Source organism: Maribacter aquimaris (assembly GCF_014596745.1).
GTDB lineage: Bacteria > Bacteroidota > Bacteroidia > Flavobacteriales > Flavobacteriaceae > Maribacter_A > Maribacter_A aquimaris.
Window position 1 is genome coordinate 65,866 of the sequence record NZ_JABTCF010000014.1, and the last position, 23,797, is coordinate 89,662.

The window sequence follows — 23,797 nt, forward strand, 5'->3', positions numbered from 1 at the left end:
TTATTTAAAATCTATAAAATCCAATGGGTTCACTGGATTTCCATTATCCCATAATTCAAAATGCAGATGGGGTCCTGTGGTAAACTCCCCTGTATTGCCAACGGAAGCGATAACTTCCCCTGCCCGTACGATATCACCCTGCGCCTTACTCAATGAACCATTGTGCTTATACACACTAAGAAGTCCGTCTTTATGTTCCAAAATAATAACATATCCGGTTTCCGCAGTCCATTCCGCAAAAATGACAATTCCACTGGCTACAGCTTTTATAGGGCTATCCTTAGGGGCAACGATATCAACAGCGAAATGCCTCTTCTCCCTGTCAAAAGAATCTGAAATTGACCCACTTAAAGGAGGAAACAGCACCAAACTGGATTTATCACTATTTGTTTCGAATAAGTTATACTTGTCTTCCAAGGCTACCTCAGCCCTTAGAAGGGAATCTTCCTTTATCGGATGAAGATCAATACTTGAAGGGTCTAATTTAAACTGTTCGAACAAGGAATCCCGATTGATCTCATTGTTTTCTATATCCCCTCTAAGCACCTTTCTGATATTATCTAAATACTTATTGGTATAATTTAAGACATTGACCAAGGAGTCCGTTTTATAGGTGAGCTCTGTAGCCTGTCTCTTTAATTTCGTGGATGAATATCCGGGAATGTATTCACGAAGTGGCGTGAAGGCAATCAGTAATATCGTAAAGCCAATTAAACCAATAATAAAAAGGGACCCCGAAACAAATACGTTTAACCGACTTAACTTAAAACTTATTTTTTCCTCAAATGTACTTTCATTAAGAATCACCAAGCGATACTTATGCAGTAGCTTTCTTTTGATAGCCTTTCTCTTTTTTACTTTTTTAGCCATTGTTCACAAAGATAAACTTAGAATTTAATTTTATGACCATCTTTAAAATTTATAATTGATCAAGATAGGGCAAAAACTCCCTCTAAATACGTTAATTTTTCTTTGTTGGTTTATACGATTAACATTTCCCCTTAAAAGTTTTAGGTGGGGTATCGTTGATATTTACAGGTTATTTATGGTTGAATACCACATTTAACCGAGATTATGCCTTCCCTATTTGTCCAACTTAATTTTTTCATAACAAAAAGCAAATCGCCACGATTCGCCAATAAAACTAAGGTAAAGCGCTCGATTAGGACCGATTAAATACTAATCGGTATCATGGAGGTTTGGTTACCCTTCACTACTTTAAAATACTATATTGGCAAGGTTTTCATTTTCTTAACCTTTATAATGCACGTATTTAGGAATAAAAAAAGGCCCCTTACGTTAATTTTAACAGCAAACTAATAAGTTTTTAGTACATTTGTTTTCCATAAAATCATATATTATGACAGCTTTACATATATTTTTGGCAATCGGCCCATGGCAAATAGCAATTGTTGTTTTTGCCGTTCTTCTTTTATTTGGCGGAAAAAAAATTCCAGAACTTATGCGTGGACTGGGAAGTGGGATAAAGGAATTTAAGGATGCTTCCAAGGAAGATGACAAGATTGAGGAAAATACCGAAAAGTAAACTTTTCGACACTATAATTTAAAACACCCTTGTATGGGTGTTTTTTTTGCTCCAAACCCAGCAAAATACTTAAGGGTATTTTCTGCTTCCATGGCAAAACGATAGTTCCTTGGCTCCCTCCTGATTTCGAACCTTATCACCCCACCAACTGCGATTATACACCGTTTTAAATGCCTATATATTAGAGGGCTATCGACGAAAAGCGCCAATACACGACAAAAATCCCTCCTTTCACAACAAAAAATATTAGGTAAGGCCAAGAACGCCTAGTTTCGGTCATTGATTCCTCATTGGATTCGATTACAACCAGACTAATCAAGACGAACTATAGTTTTTGCCCACATGAAATTCAATATAAACACCCTTGTTATTCCTTTCTTGCTGCTTTTTTGTTCTTATGTCGGGGCACAGACCTCTCCATCAACAAAACCAATTCAAGAATATGGTGATCTAGCATCTTCAATTAGCACGATAGAAAACACCCCACCAAACAATTCCACCCTATTTGAGGAGGCTGCAGAAAAAAATGATATTCCCCATCGGAAACTAACCCATTTAAACATAAATGACGGATACTACATCATAACCGATGTTTATTCAAAAATCCGAAATGCCAAAAAAGCAATAAAAAAGAATAAAAACAAGGGGTATGATTCAGGGTATATCCACAATCCCGAGAATAACCTCAATTATGTTTATCTAACCCATTATACCGATTGGAAACCCGCTATTGATGCCTGTACTTCGAACTTGGAGGGACATTATAGTAAATCTATATGGATCTTAAATAGTTCCTCTTCAGCCACTCCCGAAAATAATGAACCAATTCCTTTAGAAGATGTGACCTATGCCTTATTGGAAAGTCAAAAAACATCAGATGACGAGTTTCATTCAGACCCTATAAACAAGAGCAAGTTAATTCAAAAGGCAGATAGCTATTTTGATAAAATGTGGTATGCAGAAGCCGCTGAATTATACGAACAGGCTTTAAGTAAGGGAGAAAAAAACTATTCTTTTGAAATTATCCAAAAAGCAGGAGATGCCCATTATTTTAATACAGATATGGAAAAAGCCTATCACTGGTACAACATTTTGTATGAAAAATATGGCAAGGAAATGTCCGCTGATAATATCTTCAAGTATGCACACTCGTTAAAAGGCACAGGGAAATATGCCCGTTCCAAACGACTGATGAGGTTATACAATCGTAAAATGAAGGACCCCAACGCCGCTATAACCGATGCGACAAGCCAAAAGGCCTTACCCAACGAAGTCATCTTAGATGAATTGAGGAATACAAAACAAGAATTCGATATTCAGAATTTGGCCATAAACTCCAAGTATTCAGAATTCGGTCCCATGTTCCACAACGAGGATGAAATAGTTTATGCATCTGCAAATGATACATCAATTTTCACTACCAGAAAGTACAAATGGAACAATCAGCCCTATTTAGACCTTTACGCAGCAAAATTGAATGAGGAATCCCAGGAACTCAATAATGCCCTAAAATTTTCAAAAGCAATCAACACAAAATATCATGAGGCTTCGGTTACTTTTTCACCCGATAATGAAACCATGTATTTTACCCGTAACAATTATGGTAAGAAACTGAAAAGGGACAATAAAGGTGTAAACCACTTAAAAATATATAGATCGAAGAAAATTAATGGGGAATGGACAACAGCTACCGAGGTACCTTTCAATAGCGATAATTATTCCACAGGTCATCCCGCTTTAAGTCCTGATGGAAAAAAATTATATTTTGTGTCGGATATGCCCGGGAGTATAGGTCAAACCGATATTTTCGTGGTCGATGTACTCGAAGGAGGCCAGTTTTCAGAACCTCGAAATCTGGGTCCTGGCATAAATACAGAAAATAAGGAAATGTTTCCTTTCATAAGCAACGAAAAATTATATTTCTCCTCGGATGGCCATGTCAGTCTTGGCGGATTGGATATTTTTGAGGCAGCTATTGATGACGAAGGCGGTTTCTTGGAAGCAAAGAATTTAGGTCAACCGATCAATAGTAAAAAGGATGATTTTTCCTATATCATTAATGAAGAGGACCAAAAAGGATTCTTTGCCTCCAACAGGATCGGTGGCAAAGGGGATGATGACCTATATTCCTTTAAAAGATTGAAAATCGAGGAAGTTCCTGAAAACCTAAATGCAATAGCAGGGGTGATCACTGAACTAGTAACAGGGGATGTAATGCCAAAAACATTGGTGACCTTGCTCGATGAGAATAACATTACACTGAAAGAAATGGTCGCTAATGAGGATGGCAGTTTCTTGTTTGAAGATCTTGAAGGCAATACCAAGTACTCTATAAAAGTAACAGCCAATGATTACTTCGACGAAACTGTTGCGGTTTCCACCAAGGAAAACGAGATGGTCAATACTGAAGTTGCCATGCGCAGATTAAAGGAAATGATCGCTGTCGAAGATGGTATTCGTAAGTTGAAAACAGAAATGATATATTTCGATTTCGACAAGTCCTATATAAAATCCGAATCGGCCAAGGAACTGGATAAATTGGTTCAGGTAATGACCGAATACCCTAAAATGGTAATTAAAATCGAATCACATACCGACTCCAGAGGTGAGCGGGCCTATAACAAATATCTGTCTGACAAACGTGCCAAATCAACAAGGGACTATATCATATCCAAAGGAATAGATGCCAGTAGGATACAAAGTGCCATTGGATATGGAGAAGAAAAATTGATCAATGAATGTGACGGTTCGGTGAGGTGTACTGAAGCTAACCACCTAATTAACCGTAGATCCGAATTCATTATTGTAGCTATGTAGACCTATTCCCAATCAGGAATTTTCAAAACCGTGAATCATCACCAATTCACGGTTTTTTTGTACCCTACCACGACATACACCACAAGCTAAGGAACATTTACAACAAAATCAGCCCCAAATGATACTTAATCAACTGATTATCTGTTGTATATAGAACCAAACATCTTTGTTTAACCTAAAACCAACCCACATGAAAAACGTATTATTGATAAAAGAGATTTATTTGGAAGCCTTTCGGAATTTAGGACATGCCCTACTCAAATCTTATTTTAAGGCCTTTTCCTGGTTCTGTATCGCCAGTTACATTGTCATGCTATATGCATTCATATTTAGGGTGTCTACAGGCTTTGCTTTTGATTAAACAGGCATATCTAACCATCCAACATGTAAATGCACTCAAAAGGGCGCATTTTTTTATTTATGTACATAAGCCTAAAATTATAAGGGGGTCATTTACCGTTAATATTTACCGTTCATGGGAATAATATAATTTGGTTTTATTCCTCATCTAATAAAAGGGTATTTCAGCCCTTTTTTTTTATTCCTTAGGAGCAAATAGGGACTTTAGCACCTTCACTAATAAAAACCAATGGGCGTATGAACAAATTATTACTTTTGAAGGAGATTTATTTTGAGGCATTTAGAAACTGGAGTAGTCTGTTTTTTAAAAAATATTTTAAGGTTTTTTCCTGGTTCTGTTTTGCTTTAATAGTACTTGCTATTTATGCATTTGTATTTAGGGTATCCACAGGATTTAGTTTTAGCAATTTATAAGGAACTGATACCAAATAAAAAAGCCCTGAAACATAACGTTTCAGGGCTTTTTGCTATTAACCATTAGGTTATTTATTGAATCGCAATGTTTTCATGATGGCTTCGAGCTCGAACATGGAATCGCGTTTCTCCGTAGATGGGGCAAAAGTAAATCCTTCCACTACCATTTTTCGATTGTGCTCCTTGTCGTTTACGATATAGGTGATGAACGGTCCGGCCATAGGATAGTTTTTAATATCCCATAGACCCCGTACCTCCGCAGCCTTGTTTCCGGCAATTACAGAAGGAAATACCGAGGGGGAGAATGCCGGTTCAGTGCGCATATGGGTCCTTTTACCAGGAACATCAGGTCCGGGAATATAGAGGTTACCAATAGAATCGCGCATACGGACAATATCCTTCACAAAAGTGGAATCGACAGAAAAACTATTCCAAGGCATCGTATAGGTAATAATGTTCATTGTCCCTTTTTGTATCTGCCTCTCATACCAAACAAAATTATCTTCGGACTTTACTACCTTATACACAGAAGGTATGTTCAGGTTTACCCCAAACTTATCCTGTAAGTCCTTTTCCTTATTCAATGACTTTAAAAAGCGCTGTTGTGCCTCTTTTAGTTCGAGGTCTTTGAATGTACGAATGAATTCCGGGGCTTTCTCCTCGATGTTATTGATAATCTCATCATCCGTAGTCCCTTTTACAACCGCTACTTTCTGGGGTTGGGCATACATATTGCTTTTGATATGCGCCAAATTCAAGGTGTCTTTTTGCACATAAAGTATGTTTCTACTATTACGTACGGAACCCGAAAACACTTCGGGTGGAATCTGTGTAATGGAAAATATTGGTTCATCCATTGTCAAACCTAAGGCTGATGCGGCAAAATATTCCCTTACCTTGTCACCAACGTTTGACTTCCAAGTCTGATTGTCGATAACAACGATCAATGAGTTATATGCCCCAATAGAGCTAGGCAAGTAATTTTTAGTGCCACTCTCTTTGCAGGATAAAATAATGACAAAAAAAAGGGCAAACAATAACTTAAAATGTTTCATGGACTTTTTTATTTACGATGAACAATTGCACAATTTCAATTTCGTGCCAGGTTTTAGGTTGTTACCACTAATACCGTTCCATTCTCGTAAATTTTCGATACTAATTCCTGGATACTTTCGTGAAATGGTCCATAATGAATCACCACTTTGCACCGTATGTATTTTTGATGCCGGTACTTTTGAAGTACTGGCAACTGTTTTAGCACCTTTTGATGTGCTTTTGGATGCGATTACCGGATTCCTGGTGAAAATGGTCAAGCGCTGGCCAACCCTAAGGTTATTGCTCCTTAAACCGTTCCATCGTTTGATCTGGCTAACCCCAACACCATAACGCTCCGCTATTTTCCCCAAATAATCCCCACTTCGGACCCTATATCGTATACGGTCATCCGCTTTTACCAACTGTGGCAAAGGGGATTCCTGGCTTTTAAGCTGCTCCTTCACATGGGCATAAATAGCCTCTTCATTGGTAACGAACTTGCCCATTTTCGCCCTTGGTAACCTAAGGGTATATTCCTTTCCTTCTACATAAGGGATGATATTCAGTTTATAGGAGGGGTTCAATACTTTCAATTCATCAACGCCAATACCTACCATTTCTGAGATTTGGTCAAAGGAAATCAAACTTTTAACATGTATGGTATCCGTCTCAAAATAGTTCCGATCCACTTTTTTGGCCTTTAAACCATGTTCATCGGCATACTCCAACAAATACATCGTGGCTAAAAAAGCAGGGACATAACCCGCGGTTTCACGTGGAAGGTTTCTACGTATGTTCCAATAGTTCTTATATCCCCCAGACCTTCGAATGGCCTTGTTCACATTGCCAGGTCCGGAATTGTAGGCTGCCAATGCCAAATCCCAATCTCCGAAAATACCATAGAGTTTGGATAGGTATTTACAAGCTGCCTCAGTGGATTTAATAGGGTCGCTGCGTTCATCGACATAACTGTTTACATCCAGCTTGTACATTTTACCTGTACCGTACATGAACTGCCATAGCCCTGTTGCCCCTACGCGGGATCTGGCTCTTGGGTTCAATGCCGATTCCACAATGGACAAATATTTCATTTCCAATGGAATGTCATATTTATCCAACTGTTCCTCGAACATGGGAAAATAAAATTGGCTCGCCGTCAACATCCGCTCTATAAATCCTCGCTTACGAACCAGGAATGATTTGATCACATTCTCCAAAGATGTATTGTAGGCAACATTGAAAGGTGTTTTTTGGTTCAACCTTTCCAATCGCAATTTAAGCGTATCTGTATTAAGGGTGTTCTCAACAACCGTAGTCGTATCCAATTCGGATACCATCTCGTACATTTCATCAAAAAGCGAGGCACTTTCATACAGCTCCTTCATCCAAAGACTATCGTACTTGGCTGCAATGTCAAGATCTTTTAAATCATAGGACTTCTTGTCACCTATCGTAACAACCGGTAAGCTATTATCATGAATCGCATTGGATGTTTCTAGGGGCTCCATTTGTTCCACCCCTTCCATATCCTTGGCAAGTGAATCCAAGGGAATATCCTTGGCCTCAACGATTTTAGCTTGTTCTTCCGAAGTGTGATTCGCTGCTTGGGAGAATACCGAAATATTCACAAAAACAACCAAAAACAGGTTCAAGCACCAAAATTTATATGAATACATAGGACATTCTTTAGTTATAGGGAACTAACGAAAATCGCGTTTTTTTCTGAAAGAATAAAATTTAAACCCTTAAAGTATCGAATCCAACCAGAGTCCCGTTTATCGATAACGCCTTTAATCCTCTAATATTGCTGCGATTCCGGGCAATGTTTTTCCCTCAAGACTTTCTAACATAGCCCCTCCTCCGGTTGAAACATAACTCACTTTATCCTGGAAACCAAATTGCTTGACCGCAGCCACGGAATCACCTCCCCCTACAAGGGAAAATGCTCCATTTTGGGTTGCTTCATCGATAAAGTTACCGACACTGATGGTACCCTTCGCGAATTTCTCCATCTCAAAGACGCCAACAGGACCATTCCATAAAATCGTTTTACTCTTCAATATCACCTCCTTAAAGATTTCAAGGGTTTTTGGACCTGCATCCAACCCTTGCCAACCATCTGGTATCTTATCTACATCGACAATCTGTGTATCGGCATCATTGCTGAAGTCGTTCGCAGCCAATACATCAACAGGAATATGTACTTGTACCCCTTTAGCCTTGGCTTGTTTCAAGATGCTCAATGCCAAATCCATTTTGTCGTCCTCACAAATTGAATCCCCGATCTTACCACCTTGTGCCTTAACAAATGTGTAGGTCATACCACCCCCTATGATAAGGTGATCTACCTTGTCAAGGATGTTCTCTATAATGGTTATTTTAGAGGATACCTTAGCACCACCAAGAATGGCCAATACAGGTTTTTCCCCGGTGCGCATTACCTTTTCAATAGATTTTATTTCTTTGGCCAATAAATATCCGAAGCATTTTTGACCTGGAAAGAATTGGGCAACTATCGTTGTAGATGCATGTGCCCTATGTGCTGTTCCAAAAGCATCATTGACATAAATATCACCTAGTTTTGACAACTGTTTCGCGAACTCCACATCCCCCGAAGTTTCCTCACTATGAAAACGAAGGTTTTCCAAAAGAAGGACTTCCCCCCCTTTTAATTCGGCAACTGCCTCTTCGGCTTTCGAACCTACGCAATCCTCAACGAATTTTACCTGCACCCCGATAATCTCGGAAACCTTTCCACAGATATGTTTTAGGGACATGGCATCGTTAGGTTGACCTTTGGGTCTGCCCAAATGACTCATTAATACCGCACTACCACCATCTTCCAATATCTTGATTATTGTTGGTTTTGCGGCTTCAATCCTATTCGTATCGGTTACATTGAATTCCGCATCCAATGGGACATTGAAATCAACTCGTATCAATGCTTTCTTCTGGTCAAAATTAAAATCGTCAATCGTCTTCATGGTAGTATGCTTTAGTAGTGTGCTTAAAATGAAATGCAAATGTAAAGATTTATAAGGTTCTTAAAAAATAGGGCACCATAATTTCATGAGTTTAGATGCATTTATTTACTTGGACAAAAGATCTATCTTTGAACCATGCTGTTTAAAGAAATTTTAGGCCTGACCCATATTAAGAACCATTTGGCCTCGAGTGCCAATGCGGGTCGTATTCCGCATGCCCAATTGTTTATAGGACCAGAAGGGTCTGGTACCTTGCCAATGGCCATAGCTTATGCCCAATATATTATTTGCGGTAACCAAAATGGGGAGAACAATGGGCAAAATCAAGTGTGTAACACCAAGTGTGATTCCTTTTCCCATCCTGACATGCATTTTGCCTTTCCCGTGGCCAATTCGGACAAGGTAAAAAGTCATGCCGTTAGCAACCATTACATGGAGGAATGGCGTAAATTCATCAAGGAGCAACCTTATGGGAATCTTTTCGATTGGTACCGTTTGATTGGTATTGAAAAAAAACAGGGGCAAATTGGTGTTGATGAAGCTTTTGACATTGTCAAAAAACTTTCCTTAAAATCGTACGAGGGAGGTTATAAAGTGATGTTGATCTGGATGGCCGAAAAAATGAATACCGCGACGGCAAATAAACTTTTAAAACTTATTGAGGAGCCCCCAGACAAAACCGTTTTCCTTTTGATCGCCCAAAATGAGGAACAGATCATACAGACCATTAAATCGCGATGCCAGATTTTGAATTTTCCGCCTTTGAGCGAAGAAGCTATAGCCAAAGGATTGGAAAACAAGGGTTTATTGCGCGATGAGGCGTTACTCCTAGCGAATGAGGCCAATGGAAATTTTAACAAGGCCTTGGATTTAATGAATAGGGATTCCGAGGATTTGGTCTTTGAAAAATGGTTTGTGCAATGGGTCCGCAGTGCTTTTAAAGCCCGGGGCAACAAAGCTGTTATCCACGAACTGATTCTTTGGGCCGAGGAAGTTGCAAAGACCGGTAGGGAAACCCAAAAGAAATTCCTACATTATTGTATAACGGTGATGCGTCAAGCCATGCTCATAAATTTCAATGTTAAGGAATTGGCTTTTATGCGGATGCATATAGATGGATTTAAATTGGAAAAATTCGCGCCTTTTGTACATGAGAATAATATCTTGCCCTTAGTTGCAGAGTTGGAAAAGGCCATCTACCATATTGAACGTAACGGGAACTCGAAAATAATACTAACGGATCTTTCGATTAAATTGACCCGGTTGTTACATATTAAAGCATCACCTTATCTGGACCAGAACCCATCTTGAACAATTTGTAAATGAAAACACTACTGCACAACATCACGGAAATACTTCTCTTATTGTTTTTGGTAATAACCTTTATTCAAAGTGGACTTGACAAGCTAACGGATTGGGCCGGCAACCTATCGTGGTTAAAGGGCCATTTTGAAAAAACCCCTTTAAAGAATGTTGTGCCTTTGCTACTGGGCGTTATATTGGTATTGGAAGTTGTCGTGGGCATCCTATGCTTTATAGGTATCTATCAATTCGCTACCATCGGAGAAAGTGAATTTGCGTTTTACGGTGCGATCCTATCCTGCATCGTATTACTGATGCTACTTTTCGGACAACGCGTGGCCAAGGATTATGATGGTGCAAGAACGATAGTCATTTACTTAATGCCTGCAATATTCCTAGTCTACTTACTTCAGTCCTAAAAGAAAAAAACCCCGACAATACTGTCAGGGTTCCTAGAAATAAATATCAAACAATTTATTTTTTATACTTGTCGTTAAGGATCTTGGTGATTTCCGCAGTAAGATCATTGGCATCCTTTCCGTACAATACACTACCGCCGTCACCGCCGCCAAGAATATAGGAATATGAATTGGCTTCACCATAAGCCCTGATTTCTTCTTTGACCTTGGTTACCAAACTGTCCATATCGGTTTGCCCTGCCATTTGAAGTTGTTGCTCTTCTTGTTGAAGTTGTTGCCCAATGAACTGGCCCTTTTGTTGAAAAACACCGTACTCTTCTTGGGCTTTTTGCTGTGACATTTTTTGTGCCTTTACTTGAAAGGCTTGTGCTTCCAATTGAAATGCTTGGGTAATACTATCTTTCTTTTTACCGAAAGTTTCCAATTTGGTTTTGTATTTGGCCTCAATATCGGTTTTCTCCTGGTAGTCTTCCATCAACTTGACATTATCGACAAATCCAATTTTCTCTTGTTGGCAAGATACCATTATCAATACCACAGCTGCCATTACTAATTTTTTCATTTTGTATAATTTAAATTCCCGCTTAAAAAAGGTTGGTTTTTTGAATTGGGCAAAAATAGGAAAGCTTTTTAGAACTTTTACTTTAATTATATAATTTGTGAATTTATCGCACCTCATGCATTTAGCCATCAAATAGGTGCAACATGCTTTTATTTTTACTATATAGATTATAACTATAGGTTTATATCATTTTGATTCATAATATCTATTGTTTTTGACCTTCTAAAAGAAGCGTACAGGCCAATAAACAAAATCACACACCTAGTTACACCCTTGTATCCAAAAGTGCTGTCAAAAAGCCTTAAAACAAGTTTTATCGCCTTTTAAGGATATAAATATGGGAAGAATACTCCCGGCTACCCACGGCTTTTAAATTGGACCATAATCCTACGGCAAACGCCCTCACATAATTTTGGTTTCCCGTTTTATATTTTTCAGAAAGCAATGAAACATAAAAGGAATCAAAAAGCATGGGCTTCACCCGAACGACTTTCATACCATATTTCCCAAATAACTTTTCAATAGACATTTTGGAAAAATGCCAAAGGTGTCTTGGCACATCATAAGCCGCCCAGAATTCTTTGTAATGTTGCGCATCATAGGATTTGAAATTAGGGACAGCGACAACAAGTGTTCCTTCTTCGGAAAGTACCGAAACCAAATTTTTGATTTGTTCATCGAGATTTGGCAAATGCTCCAAAACATGCCAAAGGGTGACTACCCCATATTGCTTTTTCAAAACGGTATCCAAATTGGAATTCAATTCTACCCCTTTTTCCGCTGCCCTATTCCTGGCATCTAGGTTAGGTTCCACACCTTCAACTTGCCAATGGTTGTTTTGGGCCGTTAAAAGAAAATCGCCAGTCCCTGCCCCAACATCCAATAAGGTTCTATTTCCGCCATTGTACTTTTCTATGAGCGCCACTTTTTTATTAAGGCTGTACTTTTTTACCCGTTGGTAAATTTTTTCAACTACAGTTTCTTTGGCATCGGTATGCGAAATATAGTTTTCACTATTATAATACACATCCAAATCTTTGGGCTGTGGTTGGGTAGACAACATCTGCAACTCGGAATCATGAACAAGTTCAAAGTCCTCCCCCGTAACAGAATAATCCTTAGTTTTTAAATATGATTTCATTATAATTTTGCGTAGCCAAATATTCGTTTTTGAGACCCCGAAGATACTTTAAAACCCTTTCACGTGAAAGCGAATCGATATGTAAACAATCCTTTTCCAAATCACTGTAAACTTCAATTGCAATATACCAATGACCCTTTCTTGAAACGGGATTATCCCCATCGGAAAAGATGGGATCCATTTCATCGTTACCCAAAGCGGCATTTACAAACACATCCATCACCACAGGAAAAAGGTTCAAGGCTTTATCTGGAATTTCCACTTCATAAAATGAAAAAAAGTACTGTTCTCCCTCAATGGTAAAAGGAACATCATCATAAACATTTTCATTATCCAATATAAACTTGGTGTCCACAAAATTATAAAACGCATTAGCCACCTTAGGGTCCTCGAAAACAAACATTTCCCTTTTTGGTAAGGTTCTTTTAAAAGACTTACCGCGGGTAATTCTGTAATCATCAATGTCAGGCGCAATTCGTAAGGGGATGCATGAAGTTAAAAACAAAACAAGCAGTACACCAGGAAAAACATTTCTCATTTCAATGTATTGATAATATCAAAACCCATCAAAAATCAAGCCATTCTAACCCCTGACCCTACTGGAAAAACAACAACACAAGCTATAAAATGGAATAGGCGATTCTATTCAAACCCCTAATTGTTCCACGTGGAACAATTTGCGCTTACCTTCCCATGTACACCAAAAGCACACTGATATCCGAAGGTGAAACTCCACTAATGCGTGACGCTTGTGAAATGGTAACAGGCCTTATGGCCTCCAATTTTTCCCGTGCCTCAAAGGAAAGCGATTTCAATTTTTTGTAATCAAAATTATCAGGGATTTTGACATTCTCTAAACGATGCAATTTATCGGCGTTGTTCTTTTCCTTCTCTATATATCCCGCATATTTTATTTGGATTTCAGCTTGCTCCATTTCTTCCCTTCCCAAATCATTCTCTGCCACATAATCAGAAACAGCTTTCAATTCCATCATATGCCCCATAGTAACATTTGGCCTGGAAAAAACCTTGAACATTTTATCCGATTGTTTTACCAAGGCGGAATTGACTTGGTCCAAAATAGGATTAATATCCTCTGGAATCACACTGGTCTTCTTAAAGAAAGAAACCAATGCAGCAGATCTACGTTCCTTTTCCTCCATACGTCTTAAACGAGTTTCAGAGGCCAAACCTATAGCGTAGCTCATGGGTGTCAAACGCAAATCAGCATTATCCTGACGTAAAAGGGTTCTATATTCGGCCCTAGAAGTAAACATTCGATAAGGTTCCTCTGTTCCCTTTGTAATCAAATCATCGATAAGGACACCAATATAAGCTTCATCCCTTTTTAATATAAAAGGTTCTTTTTCGTTCAATTTCAGGTGGGCATTAATACCTGCCATCAAACCTTGGGAAGCTGCTTCCTCATACCCCGTAGTTCCATTAATCTGTCCAGCGAAATAAAGATTCTCAACAAGTTTTGTTTCTAAGGTATGCTTCAACTGCGTTGGCGGAAAGTAATCATATTCTATGGCATAGCCCGGTCTAAAGAATTTCACTTTCTCAAAGCCAACCACTGATCGAAGTGCTTTAAACTGAACCTCCTCTGGAAGGGATGTGGAAAAACCATTTACATAAACCTCGACCGTATCCCAACCTTCTGGTTCTACAAATAGTTGATGGCTATCCTTATCGGCAAACCGATTGATCTTATCCTCAATAGAAGGACAATAGCGAGGACCAATACTTTTGATGCGTCCATTGAACATCGGAGAGCGATCAAAGCCTTCCTTCAATAGATCATGTACCAATGTACTCGTATGACTCATATAACAATCCCGTTGTTCTGTGAGCACAGGTGTATCCAAATACGAAAATTTCTCCGGTATGGCATCCCCAGGCTGGACAATCATTCTTGAATAATCCAAAGAACGCCCATCAACCCTGGGCGGTGTACCCGTTTTCATTCGACCACTTTCAAAACCTAATTTGGTAAGTTGTTCCGTTATTCCTGTAGCCGCCTTTTCCCCGGCACGGCCCCCTCCAAATTGTTTGTCCCCAATATGGATCAAGCCGTTTAGGAAAGTACCATTGGTCAACACTACAGCCCTACCACGGATATCAATACCCAAGGAGGTTTTTACCCCAACCACTTTATTGCCTTCCAACAACAAACCTTGAATCATTTCTTGATAGAAATCAACATTTGGCGTACGTTCCAAAGCCAAGCGCCATTCCTCTGCAAAACGCATTCGGTCACTTTGGACCCTAGGGCTCCACATTGCAGGACCCTTGGATTTATTAAGCATTTTAAATTGAATGGCAGACTTATCAGAAATGATTCCACTATACCCTCCTAAGGCGTCTATCTCCCGAACAATTTGTCCCTTGGCAATACCACCCATAGCGGGATTACAAGACATTTGTCCAATGGTTTGTAGGTTCATCGTAGCCAACAAGGTTTTAGAACCCATATTCGCCGCAGCGGCAGCAGCCTCCGCACCAGCGTGACCCCCTCCTACAACAATTACATCATATACTTCTCCAAACATAACTTTACATTTGTTCCACGTGGAACAATTTAATTTTTTCCTCTTCCTTACTCCGCATCATCTTTATATCCTCTTCCATTTTATCATTATAATCCATGATGTGTAAAAGTCCGTGAGCCATAACCCGCAATAATTCCGTTTTAAAACAGCCCTTAAAAGAATTGGCATTCTCTCTAACACGTTCAACGGAAATCAAAATATCACCGCTTATGATATCCCCCTCTCTATAATCAAAGGTGATAATATCAGTATAGGTATCGTGATTCAAATATTGTTGATTGACCTTTAATAAGTACTCATCATCACAAAATATATAATTAATTTCCCCTACCGAAAAAGCCTCGGAATCTACAACCCTATTTAACCAATGGATATAATTGGGTTCTGAATCCAAGATAAAATCCGTCTCATAGAAAAAATTAATCATTCTTTTCGAAATATTCCTTAACCTTAATTTGAAAATTTTGGCGCAAAGGTAATGCTTGTCTATTTAATATTTCAGTGTCGTTCCTATAATCGCCCAATATACTAGGCCGACTTAATATGGGATTTTTGAAAGTATCAAGATTAGAATTACTTTCCCTTTCAGATTTCTTACCTTTAGTAAGCGTAGCATCCTCCAATTTCAACAATTCGTGCTCTATGTTATTGATTTTATTCAGTGCTCTATTCGTAACACCATTTTCTATCAGGTCATTCTCAAAGTCCTCCATTTGTTTCAATAACTTTTCCCCTAATTTTCGATCCTCATTATCGATCATATCCTTTAACTGCTCTCCTAATTCCTGTCGTAAGATTTGTTGTTCCTTATAGATTTCATAGATTTCCTTCAATTCGGATTCGCTCATTCCCAAACCACTTCCCGCATCCTCGCCATTAGCATCAGAACCTTTACTGTTTTCCTTTGAGTCTCCCTTCGCTTTCCCATCACCTTTCCCATTATTTCCAGAATCCCCATCCTCTCCTTCTTCACCTTTTCCTTTCTCCCCAGCATTCGGTTTAGACCCCTTAGAATCTCCCAAACCTTTCAATTTTTCCTTTAAACTACCTTGACCTTTAATGATATCCGGTAATTGAAAGCCCTTTTCCCCTTTCCCCGATCCTGAATTAGGCATCATACTTTGTTGCATGTTATCCAAAATATTGGCGAGAAAATCCGCTAAACCATTACTTGCATTCAATACATATTTTTGATAAGAAACCCCTTGGTACATTTGGTTCTCAGCAATACTCTCCAAAGACTTATCAATATTATAATATACCTCAGTAATCTGTTCATTAACATATTCGGATAACTCTGCTCTTCGCAGCGACAATGAAAACAGACTATCATCCACATGCTCAAAGAGACTTCTTAATTCATGCTGTTTTTTGATGGTACCCGAAAAATTTGCAATTTCAAGATCAGATTCCTCCAACACATTAAACAAATTTTCTTGTTTAAAGGAAAATATAACCAGATTATCGAGAATTTGCCGAAGCATTTCTGCATCCTCAGTAATGGTAGAACCATCTCCGGATTCAGATGTGGAAGCGCTTAACTTTTCGGACATCTCCTTAATTTTTTGGGCAGCCGATTTTTGTTTGTTTTTAACATCCTTCTCTTTTTGAGGGTCAGGAGTACTATTATCCTCATTACCTACCTGTTTCTCTATTTCCTTTAGCGCATCTTGTTGGTCTTCCTTGATGGATATCTCCTTACTTTTATCACTATCCAATGTCAAAGGTTTCTTCAAATTATCATTATCCTCTTGAAGCTCTTCCAACTCATCCACCAATTCTTCAAATCCTTTATTCAATTCTTCCTGACTTTTTTGAAGTACTGGTAATTCCTTTTCTTCCTCAGATAACCTTTCTTGCCGTTCCGCCAACTTATTAAGATCACTCGCTAATTGAGCAGCTTTTTCTGTTACATAATATCTTTTGGTGAGTTCCAGCAACTGTTCAAGATTACGTTTACCATTTTGCTGTTTTTTACCCAACTCCTCCAATCGCCGACTGAGTTCTTCCTTATCAATTTTATCAGCAATCTTTTTTAGCTCATCCAACAACCGCTCATTCCTTTTGGCTTCCAATTCCTGTCGTTCCAGACGTTCTTGAAGCAGTTTATTACGTTCATCATTATCCGAAGACTTCTGTAAATTATCTTTCAACTGATCACTGAACTTCTGCATCAATTGTTCTTGTTGCTCCTGCTTATTTAGAAAATCCCTAATTTCATTTTGGTCATTAAAATTCAAGATGTTCTTTTCCTTTTGTACTTTGTTAATCCTTTCAAGTACTTTGTCCTGATCCTCCAACTTATCCAAGGTACGGTCCATATTCTTAATAATGGCCTCTTGATCCTCTAGGGCTTTCTTTTCCAATTCCGACTGATTCAGCAAACGGGATTCAAAAACCCGACTGGAAACCATCTTACCCCCATGAATGGCATCATTGTCAAAAACCCTAAAAAAGTATTGATAGTCCACATTTTCCTTTAAATCCAAACCAGAAGGAAAAGTATAATAAAACTGGTGGAAACTAGTTTTGGGTTCACTAAGAACCATACTTTGTGAAGATTGATTCTTCCCTTTTTCATACCAAACCACTTCAACACGATTGAGTCCATAATCATCAGAGGATTCACCAACGAAATACGACACATTCGGATTCAAGCTATCCAAAACCTGATCCACTTTAATTTTAGGATAAGCATCCTTTTTAACGGTTAAGACAAAACCTAATTTTTCGTAATCGGTAACATTTTCATTGGAAGATGTAATTTCATACTCATAGGTATTATAGATATGATTGGACAACATAAAACCGTCTGGAGAAGCACCGAAATTCCATACGGTATCTTTATCGATCAAATGAACCTCCTCCGTATTATTGCCGATGATTTTCCAAGTTGCCAAGGTTCCTTCCGGTACTATTGCATTGCCGGTACTTTTTAGAACCTCATCTTGAAGATTCAAATATGCAGGGTACTTAAACCTAACTTCAAAATTCTGGATTTTAGGAGTTTTCAACACATTCAGATGATAAACTTCCGAAGATACCTTACCTGAAAAAAATTCAAAATCGCAACTTTCCAAAGGAGGTGAAAAAGTATGTTTGAATTCATTGTTATCCTCCTGAAGAATAAGGTCCTTTCCATTTATCCTAATAAATACAGCGTCTGGACGAACATCCCCAAGGGTGGTAACCTTAATCGTATACGATTTATCCTCTAAGACATTTAGCTCCCTTGTTAGAAGTTCAAAGGAAAATGGAGCTGGTGGTGCATAAGCCAAATCATAATTCACCACCCTGGTATACGTATTGAAAAAAGAACTCCAATTACCACTTAAATAGATCAATCCCACCAAGAACACGGGTACTCCAAAATACTTTATATACCTTAAATTTTCTTTGAAATCAATAGCTTGTGTAAAAGGTACCGGTTTTAATACTTTTGACCTTTGTTCTATACTTGCAAGTAATAATTCCGATTGGTTTTTATCCTCTGCCAAATCCAAAAGATTCAATAAACGATCTGCCACATTCGGAAAATGTTTCCCAATTAAACGAGAAGCTTCTTTGCTGGTTATACCCCTTTTAATCCGAAAGATGTACAGTATAGGAACAAAAATAAATCGGTAAAACAAAAAGCCCGTCAAAATTAAAAAGCAGAAAAATAATATGGCACGTCCTGTGGTATTCAACCAAAGGAAATATTCGACACCCAAGACCATCAACAAAAAGAAAACACCCATGACCACAAAAAGAAGAACACCTTTGATCAACTCCTTGGTATAATACTTCTTAGAGAAATCATTTAATTTATCTAATATGTCATTATAGGCCTGCAAATTCCAATTAATTTTAAGCCAAGATAATTTATATCTTGTATTTGTGCATCAAAATCTTGTTAAAAGGCCATAAAAACATAATGTATTCAGCAGATCAACCTCCTTGGGTGCTTCGAGGTATTGACTTATCTTTGTTTAAAAATAAACCAGTCGATGAGTTCAAAAGTAAGAGTCAGATTCGCCCCCAGTCCAACAGGACCTTTACATATTGGTGGGGTAAGGACCGCATTATTCAATTATCTTTTCGCTAAGCAATTAAAAGGTGATTTCATTCTTCGCATAGAGGATACCGATCAGACACGCTATGTTGAAGGTGCCGAAAAATATATTATTGAGGCTTTGGAATGGTGTGGTTTACCCTATGATGAAGGTCCAGGTCAAGACGGCGGTTTTGGCCCCTATCGCCAAAGTGAACGTAAACATATATATAAGGAATATGCTGAGGAATTAATTGCCAAGGGTCATGCCTATTACGCCTTTGATACCCCTGAGGACTTAAACGGCCACCGTAAAAATCATGAAGCCCAGGGAAAGACCTTTATATATAATTGGCACAACAGACTGAAACTAACCAATTCTTTGTCGCTTACTCCAGAAGAGACCAAAGCAAGATTAGACGCTGGGCAGGACTACGTCATACGTTTTTTGACTCCCCAAGACCAAAAGTTGCACTTAACCGATATCATTAGGGGAAATATTGAGATTGATACAAACATCCTGGACGACAAGGTTTTATTCAAAAGTGATGGTATGCCCACCTATCATTTAGCCAATATCGTTGACGATCACTTAATGAAAATTACCCATGTCATTCGTGGAGAGGAGTGGCTACCTTCCTTGGCATTACACCAAATGCTCTACACCTCGTTCAATTGGGAAACACCCCAATTTGCCCATTTACCATTAATCATGAAACCCGTCGGCAAAGGAAAATTAAGTAAACGGGATGGAGACAAGATGGGCTTTCCCGTCTTTCCATTATCATGGAATGATTCCATAGGGTATCGCGAAGCCGGATATTTTCCGGAATCCGTAGTCAACTTTTTGGCCCTATTGGGTTGGAACCCCGGAACCGAACAAGAACTATTCAATCTACAAGAACTTATAGATCAATTCAGCCTTGAGCGTGTACATAAGTCAGGTGCCCGTTTTGATCCCGATAAAACCAAATGGTATAATCACCAGTACCTACAACAGAAACCAAATAGTGAATTGGCCTCCTTATTTCAGCCACAATTAATAGAACGCGGCATTTCCGAGGAACTTGTGAATTTGGAATACCTCGAAAAAGTAGTTTCACTTATCAAGGAACGTGCAGATTTCATTTCAGATTTCTGGGAATTAAGTGACTATTTCTTTGAAGCCCCGAAAACATACGATGAAAAAGCGGTACGCAAACAATGGAAAGAAGATACTCCATTACTCATGGCCGATCTTATACCCGTGCTCGAAAACATATCGGATTTTTCATCTGAAAATGTTGAAAACATCGTAAAACAATGGATTTCGGATAAGGAATTATCTTTCGGAAAAGTGATGCCCCCTTTACGTTTAATAATTATAGGCGCAATGAAAGGCCCACATATGTTCGATATCCTTGCGATGATCGGTAAAGCGAATAGCATTGGTCGTATCCAAAAGGCAATTAGTACCTTGTAAATAGGAACCCCAAATAAAATCGATCCTGTTTTTACCAACATACCAATACCTTTTCGTAAATTGAATCAATAACTTAAATCATATCTATCATGGGTAACTATTTATTAATACCATTAATATTATTTATAATTATTACTATTGGTTCGGGCATATTCATTGTAAAACAACAAACTGCCGTACTCATAGAAACATTCGGTAAATTTACAAGTGTGCGACAATCCGGAATTCAATTCAAGATTCCTTTTGTTCAACGTATCGCGGCACGCGTAGGTCTAAAAATCCAACAACTGGATGTTATTGTCGAAACAAAAACCTTGGATGATGTTTTTGTAAAGCTGAAAATATCTGTTCAGTATGTTGTCATCAAAGAAAAAGTATATGAAGCTTTTTATAAATTGGAATATCCCCATGAGCAAATAACATCCTATGTCTTTGACGTAGTACGTGCCGAAGTACCTAAAATGAAATTGGATGACGTCTTCGTTAAAAAGGATGACATAGCCATTGCAGTCAAAGCTGAGTTACAGGACGCCATGATCACCTACGGATACGATATCATCAAGACCTTGGTTACCGATATTGATCCCGATGCCCAGGTAAAAGCGGCCATGAATCGTATAAATGCCTCAGAAAGAGAAAAAATTGCAGCCCAGTTCGAAGGTGATGCTGCCCGAATCCTTATCGTAGAAAAAGCGAAGGCCGAGGCAGAAAGTAAAAGACTACAAGGACAGGGTATTGCAGATCAACGACGGGAAATTGCCCGGGGCTTGGAAGAATCTGTTGAAGTGTTGAACAAGGTTGGAATAAATTCCCAAGAAGCTTCTGCGCTAATTGTCGTAACCCAACATTATGATACCTTACAATCCATTGGTGAGGAAACGAACACCAATTTAATCCTATTACCGAACTCCCCTCAAGCAGGAAGCGATATGTTAAACAACATGGTTGCCTCATTTACAGCCAGTAATATGATTGGAGAGGAAATGAAAAAGATCAATACTAAAAAAGAGAAATAGAAACATACTCCTAGAACCCAAAAACCACTTATGAATCATAAGTGGTTTTTTTATTTATAAAAATTATTCTAATTGGTATGGATTTTACTTCTGAAACAGTGAATTCTTATTTTTAGCTATTTTAAGAGACGATCTACAGCCTACCCTTAGAATCATATTGACCAAAATTAAAAACGGCTCCACATTGCTTAAAATAATCCGTTTTCAATAGATAATACCGATTGATATATTCTATTTAATAAAGAATATCAATCTTAGTTGTTTTGCTGTAATTTTGCCCATGTATCACGCAATCCCACAGTTCTATTAAAAACCAATTTTTCAGGAGTCGAATCCTTGTCTACACAGAAATAACCCAATCTTTGGAATTGCACACGGTCCTCCACTTTGGCGCTTTTTAAACTAGGCTCCAAATACCCTGTGATGACATTCAAAGAATCCGGGTTAACAAATTCCATAAAATCCTTGTCCTTATGGGTATCCGGACTTTCATCCAAAAACAAGCGATCATATACCCGTACCTCGGCCTTTACTGCATGTTGTATTGAAACCCAATGCAAAGTCCCCTTTACTTTTCGTAAACTTTCCTCTGAACCACTTCCACTTTTACTTTTTGGATCATAGGTACATTGTATTTCGGTAATGTTTCCTTCTGCATCCTTGGTACAACTTTCCGCCTTTATGATGTAGGCATTTTTCAAACGTACCTCACCACCGAGTTTTAATCTGAAAAATTTGCGATTGGCCTCTTCCCTAAAATCATTCTTCTCAATATAGATTTCCCGAGAGAATGGAACTTGCCTTGATCCTGCCTTTTCATCTTCAGGATTGTTTTCAGCCTCCAACCATTCTTCCCCTCCTTCTGGGTAATTGGTGATAACCACCTTTATGGGATCTAAAACCCCCATCACCCTCGGGGCGATTTTGTTCAAATGCTCACGAACATGAAATTCCATCAAAGAAACATCAATTAAATTTTCCCTTTTTGCAATACCAATGGTATCCGCAAAATTTCGAATCGATTCCGGTGTATAACCTCTACGTCGCAAACCTGAAATGGTAGGCATACGGGGATCGTCCCAACCTTCAACGACATCTTCCTCGACCAATTTCAATAATTTTCTTTTGCTAACTACCGTATGACTTAAATTTCTTCGCGCAAACTCCCGTTGTTTAGGTCGCACCTTATCGCTATCATAAACCTGATCCAAAAACCAATTATATAATTCACGATGGGGTAAAAATTCAAGGGTACACAAAGAGTGTGATACTTGTTCTATATAATCACTTTCCCCATGCGTCCAATCATACATTGGATAAATACACCAATCGGTATTTGTTCTATGATGGGCTTTATGCAAGATCCGGTACATAATGGGGTCGCGCATTAACATGTTCGACGACGCCATGTCTATTTTAGCTCGAAGCACATGGGTTCCTTCTTTAAAATCCCCCTTTTTCATGGCCTCGAACAACTCCATATTTTCCGCTACAGTCCGATTTCTATAAGGACTAGGAGTTCCTGGTTCTGTAGGTGTACCCTTTTGCTCAGCCATTTCCTCAGAGGATTGACTATCTACATACGCCTTTCCCTTTTCAATCAACAACACCGCCCAATCGTACAACTGTTGGAAATAATCAGACGCATACCGTTCGGTATCCCAGTGGTATCCCAACCATTGCACATCCCTTTTTATGGCGTCAACAAATTCCTGCTCCTCCTTCACGGGATTGGTGTCATCAAACCTAAGATTGACCGGTGCATTATACCGTAAACCCAAGCCAAAATTGAGACAGATTGAACTAGCGTGTCCTATGTGTAAATACCCATTAGGCTCTGGTGGAAAACGAAATCGCAATTTATCCTTGGAAAAACCGTTATTAAGGTCCTCCTCTACAATATGTTCAATGAAATTCAATGATTTTGGAGCTTCACTCATTTGATTTGTTTTAAGCAAAGCAAATGTAGCAAAATTGCAGGGATTACAGCCTATTAAATGGCCTAGCATACAAATAGGAGGATTTCACAACAGAAATACGATACAGCACAACAATAAATTTTTTAGGCTGTTAATAAGTTTAATATTTGTTTTTGAATACTAACACAATAAAACGGAAATACAGCACACCCAACTGTAAATCTTTAAAAACGAA

The 23,797-nt window shown here is 38.6% G+C and carries 19 protein-coding genes; 8 read left to right on the forward strand and 11 right to left on the reverse strand.

All coding sequences use genetic code 11. The features are described from left to right. Entirely contained in the window at positions 1 to 870 is an 870-nt protein-coding gene (locus tag HPE56_RS18030; RefSeq protein WP_188245149.1) for a M23 family metallopeptidase, read from the reverse strand. Positions 871 to 1,360: 490 nt separating this feature from the next. Between HPE56_RS18030 and HPE56_RS18035 the strand changes: the two genes are divergently transcribed. From HPE56_RS18035 to HPE56_RS18050, 4 genes are all read left to right on the forward strand, one after another. After that, positions 1,361 to 1,546, forward strand: a complete 186-nt coding sequence (locus HPE56_RS18035) for a Sec-independent protein translocase subunit TatA/TatB (RefSeq protein ID WP_109648430.1) — start codon at positions 1,361 to 1,363, stop codon at positions 1,544 to 1,546. A gap of 342 nt (positions 1,547 to 1,888) precedes the next feature. After that, positions 1,889 to 4,363, forward strand: coding sequence for an OmpA family protein (locus HPE56_RS18040; protein WP_188245150.1), 2,475 nt, complete (start codon positions 1,889 to 1,891; stop codon positions 4,361 to 4,363). 190 nt (positions 4,364 to 4,553) lie between these two features. Then, on the forward strand, positions 4,554 to 4,724 hold the full coding sequence (locus HPE56_RS18045) for a DUF6747 family protein (RefSeq protein WP_170117773.1): 171 nt from the start codon (positions 4,554 to 4,556) through the stop codon (positions 4,722 to 4,724). 236 nt (positions 4,725 to 4,960) lie between these two features. Then, the gene (locus tag HPE56_RS18050) at positions 4,961 to 5,137 is read left to right on the forward strand and encodes a DUF6747 family protein (RefSeq protein WP_188245151.1); all 177 of its coding nucleotides are present in this window, start codon (positions 4,961 to 4,963) and stop codon (positions 5,135 to 5,137) included. A gap of 68 nt (positions 5,138 to 5,205) precedes the next feature. Here the strand turns inward: HPE56_RS18050 and HPE56_RS18055 are convergent, their stop codons facing one another. The 3 genes from HPE56_RS18055 to HPE56_RS18065 all read right to left on the reverse strand — a co-directional run bounded on the left by HPE56_RS18055 (position 5,206) and on the right by HPE56_RS18065 (position 9,156). Beyond that, complete coding sequence (locus HPE56_RS18055; RefSeq protein WP_188245152.1) at positions 5,206 to 6,192, reverse strand: DUF4837 family protein; 987 nt, start codon at positions 6,190 to 6,192, stop codon at positions 5,206 to 5,208. Positions 6,193 to 6,204: 12 nt separating this feature from the next. Further along, positions 6,205 to 7,848, reverse strand: coding sequence for a LysM peptidoglycan-binding domain-containing protein (locus HPE56_RS18060; protein WP_188245153.1), 1,644 nt, complete (start codon positions 7,846 to 7,848; stop codon positions 6,205 to 6,207). A 114-nt stretch (positions 7,849 to 7,962) separates the two neighbouring features. After that, the gene (locus tag HPE56_RS18065) at positions 7,963 to 9,156 is read right to left on the reverse strand and encodes a phosphoglycerate kinase (protein ID WP_188245154.1); all 1,194 of its coding nucleotides are present in this window, start codon (positions 9,154 to 9,156) and stop codon (positions 7,963 to 7,965) included. A gap of 135 nt (positions 9,157 to 9,291) precedes the next feature. Between HPE56_RS18065 and HPE56_RS18070 the strand changes: the two genes are divergently transcribed. Next, entirely contained in the window at positions 9,292 to 10,467 is a 1,176-nt protein-coding gene (locus HPE56_RS18070) for a DNA polymerase III subunit (protein ID WP_188245155.1), read from the forward strand. Between the two features lie 11 nt (positions 10,468 to 10,478). Further along, complete coding sequence (locus tag HPE56_RS18075; RefSeq protein WP_188245156.1) at positions 10,479 to 10,877, forward strand: DoxX family membrane protein; 399 nt, start codon at positions 10,479 to 10,481, stop codon at positions 10,875 to 10,877. A gap of 55 nt (positions 10,878 to 10,932) precedes the next feature. On the opposite strand, the gene HPE56_RS18080 is transcribed toward HPE56_RS18075, so the two are convergent. From HPE56_RS18080 to HPE56_RS18105, 6 genes are all read right to left on the reverse strand, one after another. Continuing rightward, positions 10,933 to 11,439 carry an OmpH family outer membrane protein gene (locus HPE56_RS18080; RefSeq protein WP_188245157.1) on the reverse strand — a complete coding sequence of 169 codons (507 nt, stop codon included), beginning with the start codon at positions 11,437 to 11,439 and terminating at the stop codon, positions 10,933 to 10,935. A 313-nt stretch (positions 11,440 to 11,752) separates the two neighbouring features. Further along, entirely contained in the window at positions 11,753 to 12,580 is an 828-nt protein-coding gene (locus HPE56_RS18085) for a class I SAM-dependent methyltransferase (RefSeq protein WP_188245158.1), read from the reverse strand. After that, on the reverse strand, positions 12,558 to 13,118 hold the full coding sequence (locus tag HPE56_RS18090) for a hypothetical protein (protein WP_188245159.1): 561 nt from the start codon (positions 13,116 to 13,118) through the stop codon (positions 12,558 to 12,560). Before HPE56_RS18090 ends, HPE56_RS18085 begins: the two co-directional genes overlap by 23 nt. Positions 13,119 to 13,263: 145 nt before the next feature. Next, positions 13,264 to 15,132, reverse strand: a complete 1,869-nt coding sequence (gene mnmG, locus HPE56_RS18095) for a tRNA uridine-5-carboxymethylaminomethyl(34) synthesis enzyme MnmG (protein WP_188245160.1) — start codon at positions 15,130 to 15,132, stop codon at positions 13,264 to 13,266. Between the two features lie 4 nt (positions 15,133 to 15,136). After that, positions 15,137 to 15,559, reverse strand: a complete 423-nt coding sequence (gene ybeY / locus HPE56_RS18100; RefSeq protein ID WP_188245161.1) for an rRNA maturation RNase YbeY — start codon at positions 15,557 to 15,559, stop codon at positions 15,137 to 15,139. Then, positions 15,552 to 18,968, reverse strand: a complete 3,417-nt coding sequence (locus HPE56_RS18105) for a hypothetical protein (RefSeq protein ID WP_188245162.1) — start codon at positions 18,966 to 18,968, stop codon at positions 15,552 to 15,554. Before HPE56_RS18105 ends, ybeY begins: the two co-directional genes overlap by 8 nt. A gap of 153 nt (positions 18,969 to 19,121) precedes the next feature. Here HPE56_RS18105 and gltX point away from each other — a divergent pair, with 153 nt between their 5' ends. Together gltX and HPE56_RS18115 are read left to right on the forward strand one after the other, a co-directional pair. Beyond that, the gene (gltX, locus tag HPE56_RS18110; RefSeq protein ID WP_188245163.1) at positions 19,122 to 20,627 is read left to right on the forward strand and encodes a glutamate--tRNA ligase; all 1,506 of its coding nucleotides are present in this window, start codon (positions 19,122 to 19,124) and stop codon (positions 20,625 to 20,627) included. A gap of 89 nt (positions 20,628 to 20,716) precedes the next feature. After that, positions 20,717 to 21,643, forward strand: a complete 927-nt coding sequence (locus HPE56_RS18115; protein ID WP_188245164.1) for an SPFH domain-containing protein — start codon at positions 20,717 to 20,719, stop codon at positions 21,641 to 21,643. A gap of 254 nt (positions 21,644 to 21,897) precedes the next feature. On the opposite strand, the gene HPE56_RS18120 is transcribed toward HPE56_RS18115, so the two are convergent. Continuing rightward, positions 21,898 to 23,583 carry a glutamine--tRNA ligase/YqeY domain fusion protein gene (locus tag HPE56_RS18120; protein ID WP_188245165.1) on the reverse strand — a complete coding sequence of 562 codons (1,686 nt, stop codon included), beginning with the start codon at positions 23,581 to 23,583 and terminating at the stop codon, positions 21,898 to 21,900. Positions 23,584 to 23,797: the final 214 nt, after the last annotated feature.

What these genes read in the sequence shown, in the direction of transcription:
- HPE56_RS18030 (WP_188245149.1), bottom strand. Translation starts at nt 870, where the DNA reads ATGGCTAAAAAAGTAAAAAAGAGAAAGGCTATCAAAAGAAAGCTACTG.
- HPE56_RS18035 (WP_109648430.1), top strand. Translation starts at nt 1,361, where the DNA reads ATGACAGCTTTACATATATTTTTGGCAATCGGCCCATGGCAAATAGCA.
- HPE56_RS18040 (WP_188245150.1), top strand. Translation starts at nt 1,889, where the DNA reads ATGAAATTCAATATAAACACCCTTGTTATTCCTTTCTTGCTGCTTTTT.
- HPE56_RS18045 (WP_170117773.1), top strand. Translation starts at nt 4,554, where the DNA reads ATGAAAAACGTATTATTGATAAAAGAGATTTATTTGGAAGCCTTTCGG.
- HPE56_RS18050 (WP_188245151.1), top strand. Translation starts at nt 4,961, where the DNA reads ATGAACAAATTATTACTTTTGAAGGAGATTTATTTTGAGGCATTTAGA.
- HPE56_RS18055 (WP_188245152.1), bottom strand. Translation starts at nt 6,192, where the DNA reads ATGAAACATTTTAAGTTATTGTTTGCCCTTTTTTTTGTCATTATTTTA.
- HPE56_RS18060 (WP_188245153.1), bottom strand. Translation starts at nt 7,848, where the DNA reads ATGTATTCATATAAATTTTGGTGCTTGAACCTGTTTTTGGTTGTTTTT.
- HPE56_RS18065 (WP_188245154.1), bottom strand. Translation starts at nt 9,156, where the DNA reads ATGAAGACGATTGACGATTTTAATTTTGACCAGAAGAAAGCATTGATA.
- HPE56_RS18070 (WP_188245155.1), top strand. Translation starts at nt 9,292, where the DNA reads ATGCTGTTTAAAGAAATTTTAGGCCTGACCCATATTAAGAACCATTTG.
- HPE56_RS18075 (WP_188245156.1), top strand. Translation starts at nt 10,479, where the DNA reads ATGAAAACACTACTGCACAACATCACGGAAATACTTCTCTTATTGTTT.
- HPE56_RS18080 (WP_188245157.1), bottom strand. Translation starts at nt 11,439, where the DNA reads ATGAAAAAATTAGTAATGGCAGCTGTGGTATTGATAATGGTATCTTGC.
- HPE56_RS18085 (WP_188245158.1), bottom strand. Translation starts at nt 12,580, where the DNA reads ATGAAATCATATTTAAAAACTAAGGATTATTCTGTTACGGGGGAGGAC.
- HPE56_RS18090 (WP_188245159.1), bottom strand. Translation starts at nt 13,118, where the DNA reads ATGAGAAATGTTTTTCCTGGTGTACTGCTTGTTTTGTTTTTAACTTCA.
- mnmG (WP_188245160.1), bottom strand. Translation starts at nt 15,132, where the DNA reads ATGTTTGGAGAAGTATATGATGTAATTGTTGTAGGAGGGGGTCACGCT.
- ybeY (WP_188245161.1), bottom strand. Translation starts at nt 15,559, where the DNA reads ATGATTAATTTTTTCTATGAGACGGATTTTATCTTGGATTCAGAACCC.
- gltX (WP_188245163.1), top strand. Translation starts at nt 19,122, where the DNA reads ATGAGTTCAAAAGTAAGAGTCAGATTCGCCCCCAGTCCAACAGGACCT.
- HPE56_RS18115 (WP_188245164.1), top strand. Translation starts at nt 20,717, where the DNA reads ATGGGTAACTATTTATTAATACCATTAATATTATTTATAATTATTACT.
- HPE56_RS18120 (WP_188245165.1), bottom strand. Translation starts at nt 23,583, where the DNA reads ATGAGTGAAGCTCCAAAATCATTGAATTTCATTGAACATATTGTAGAG.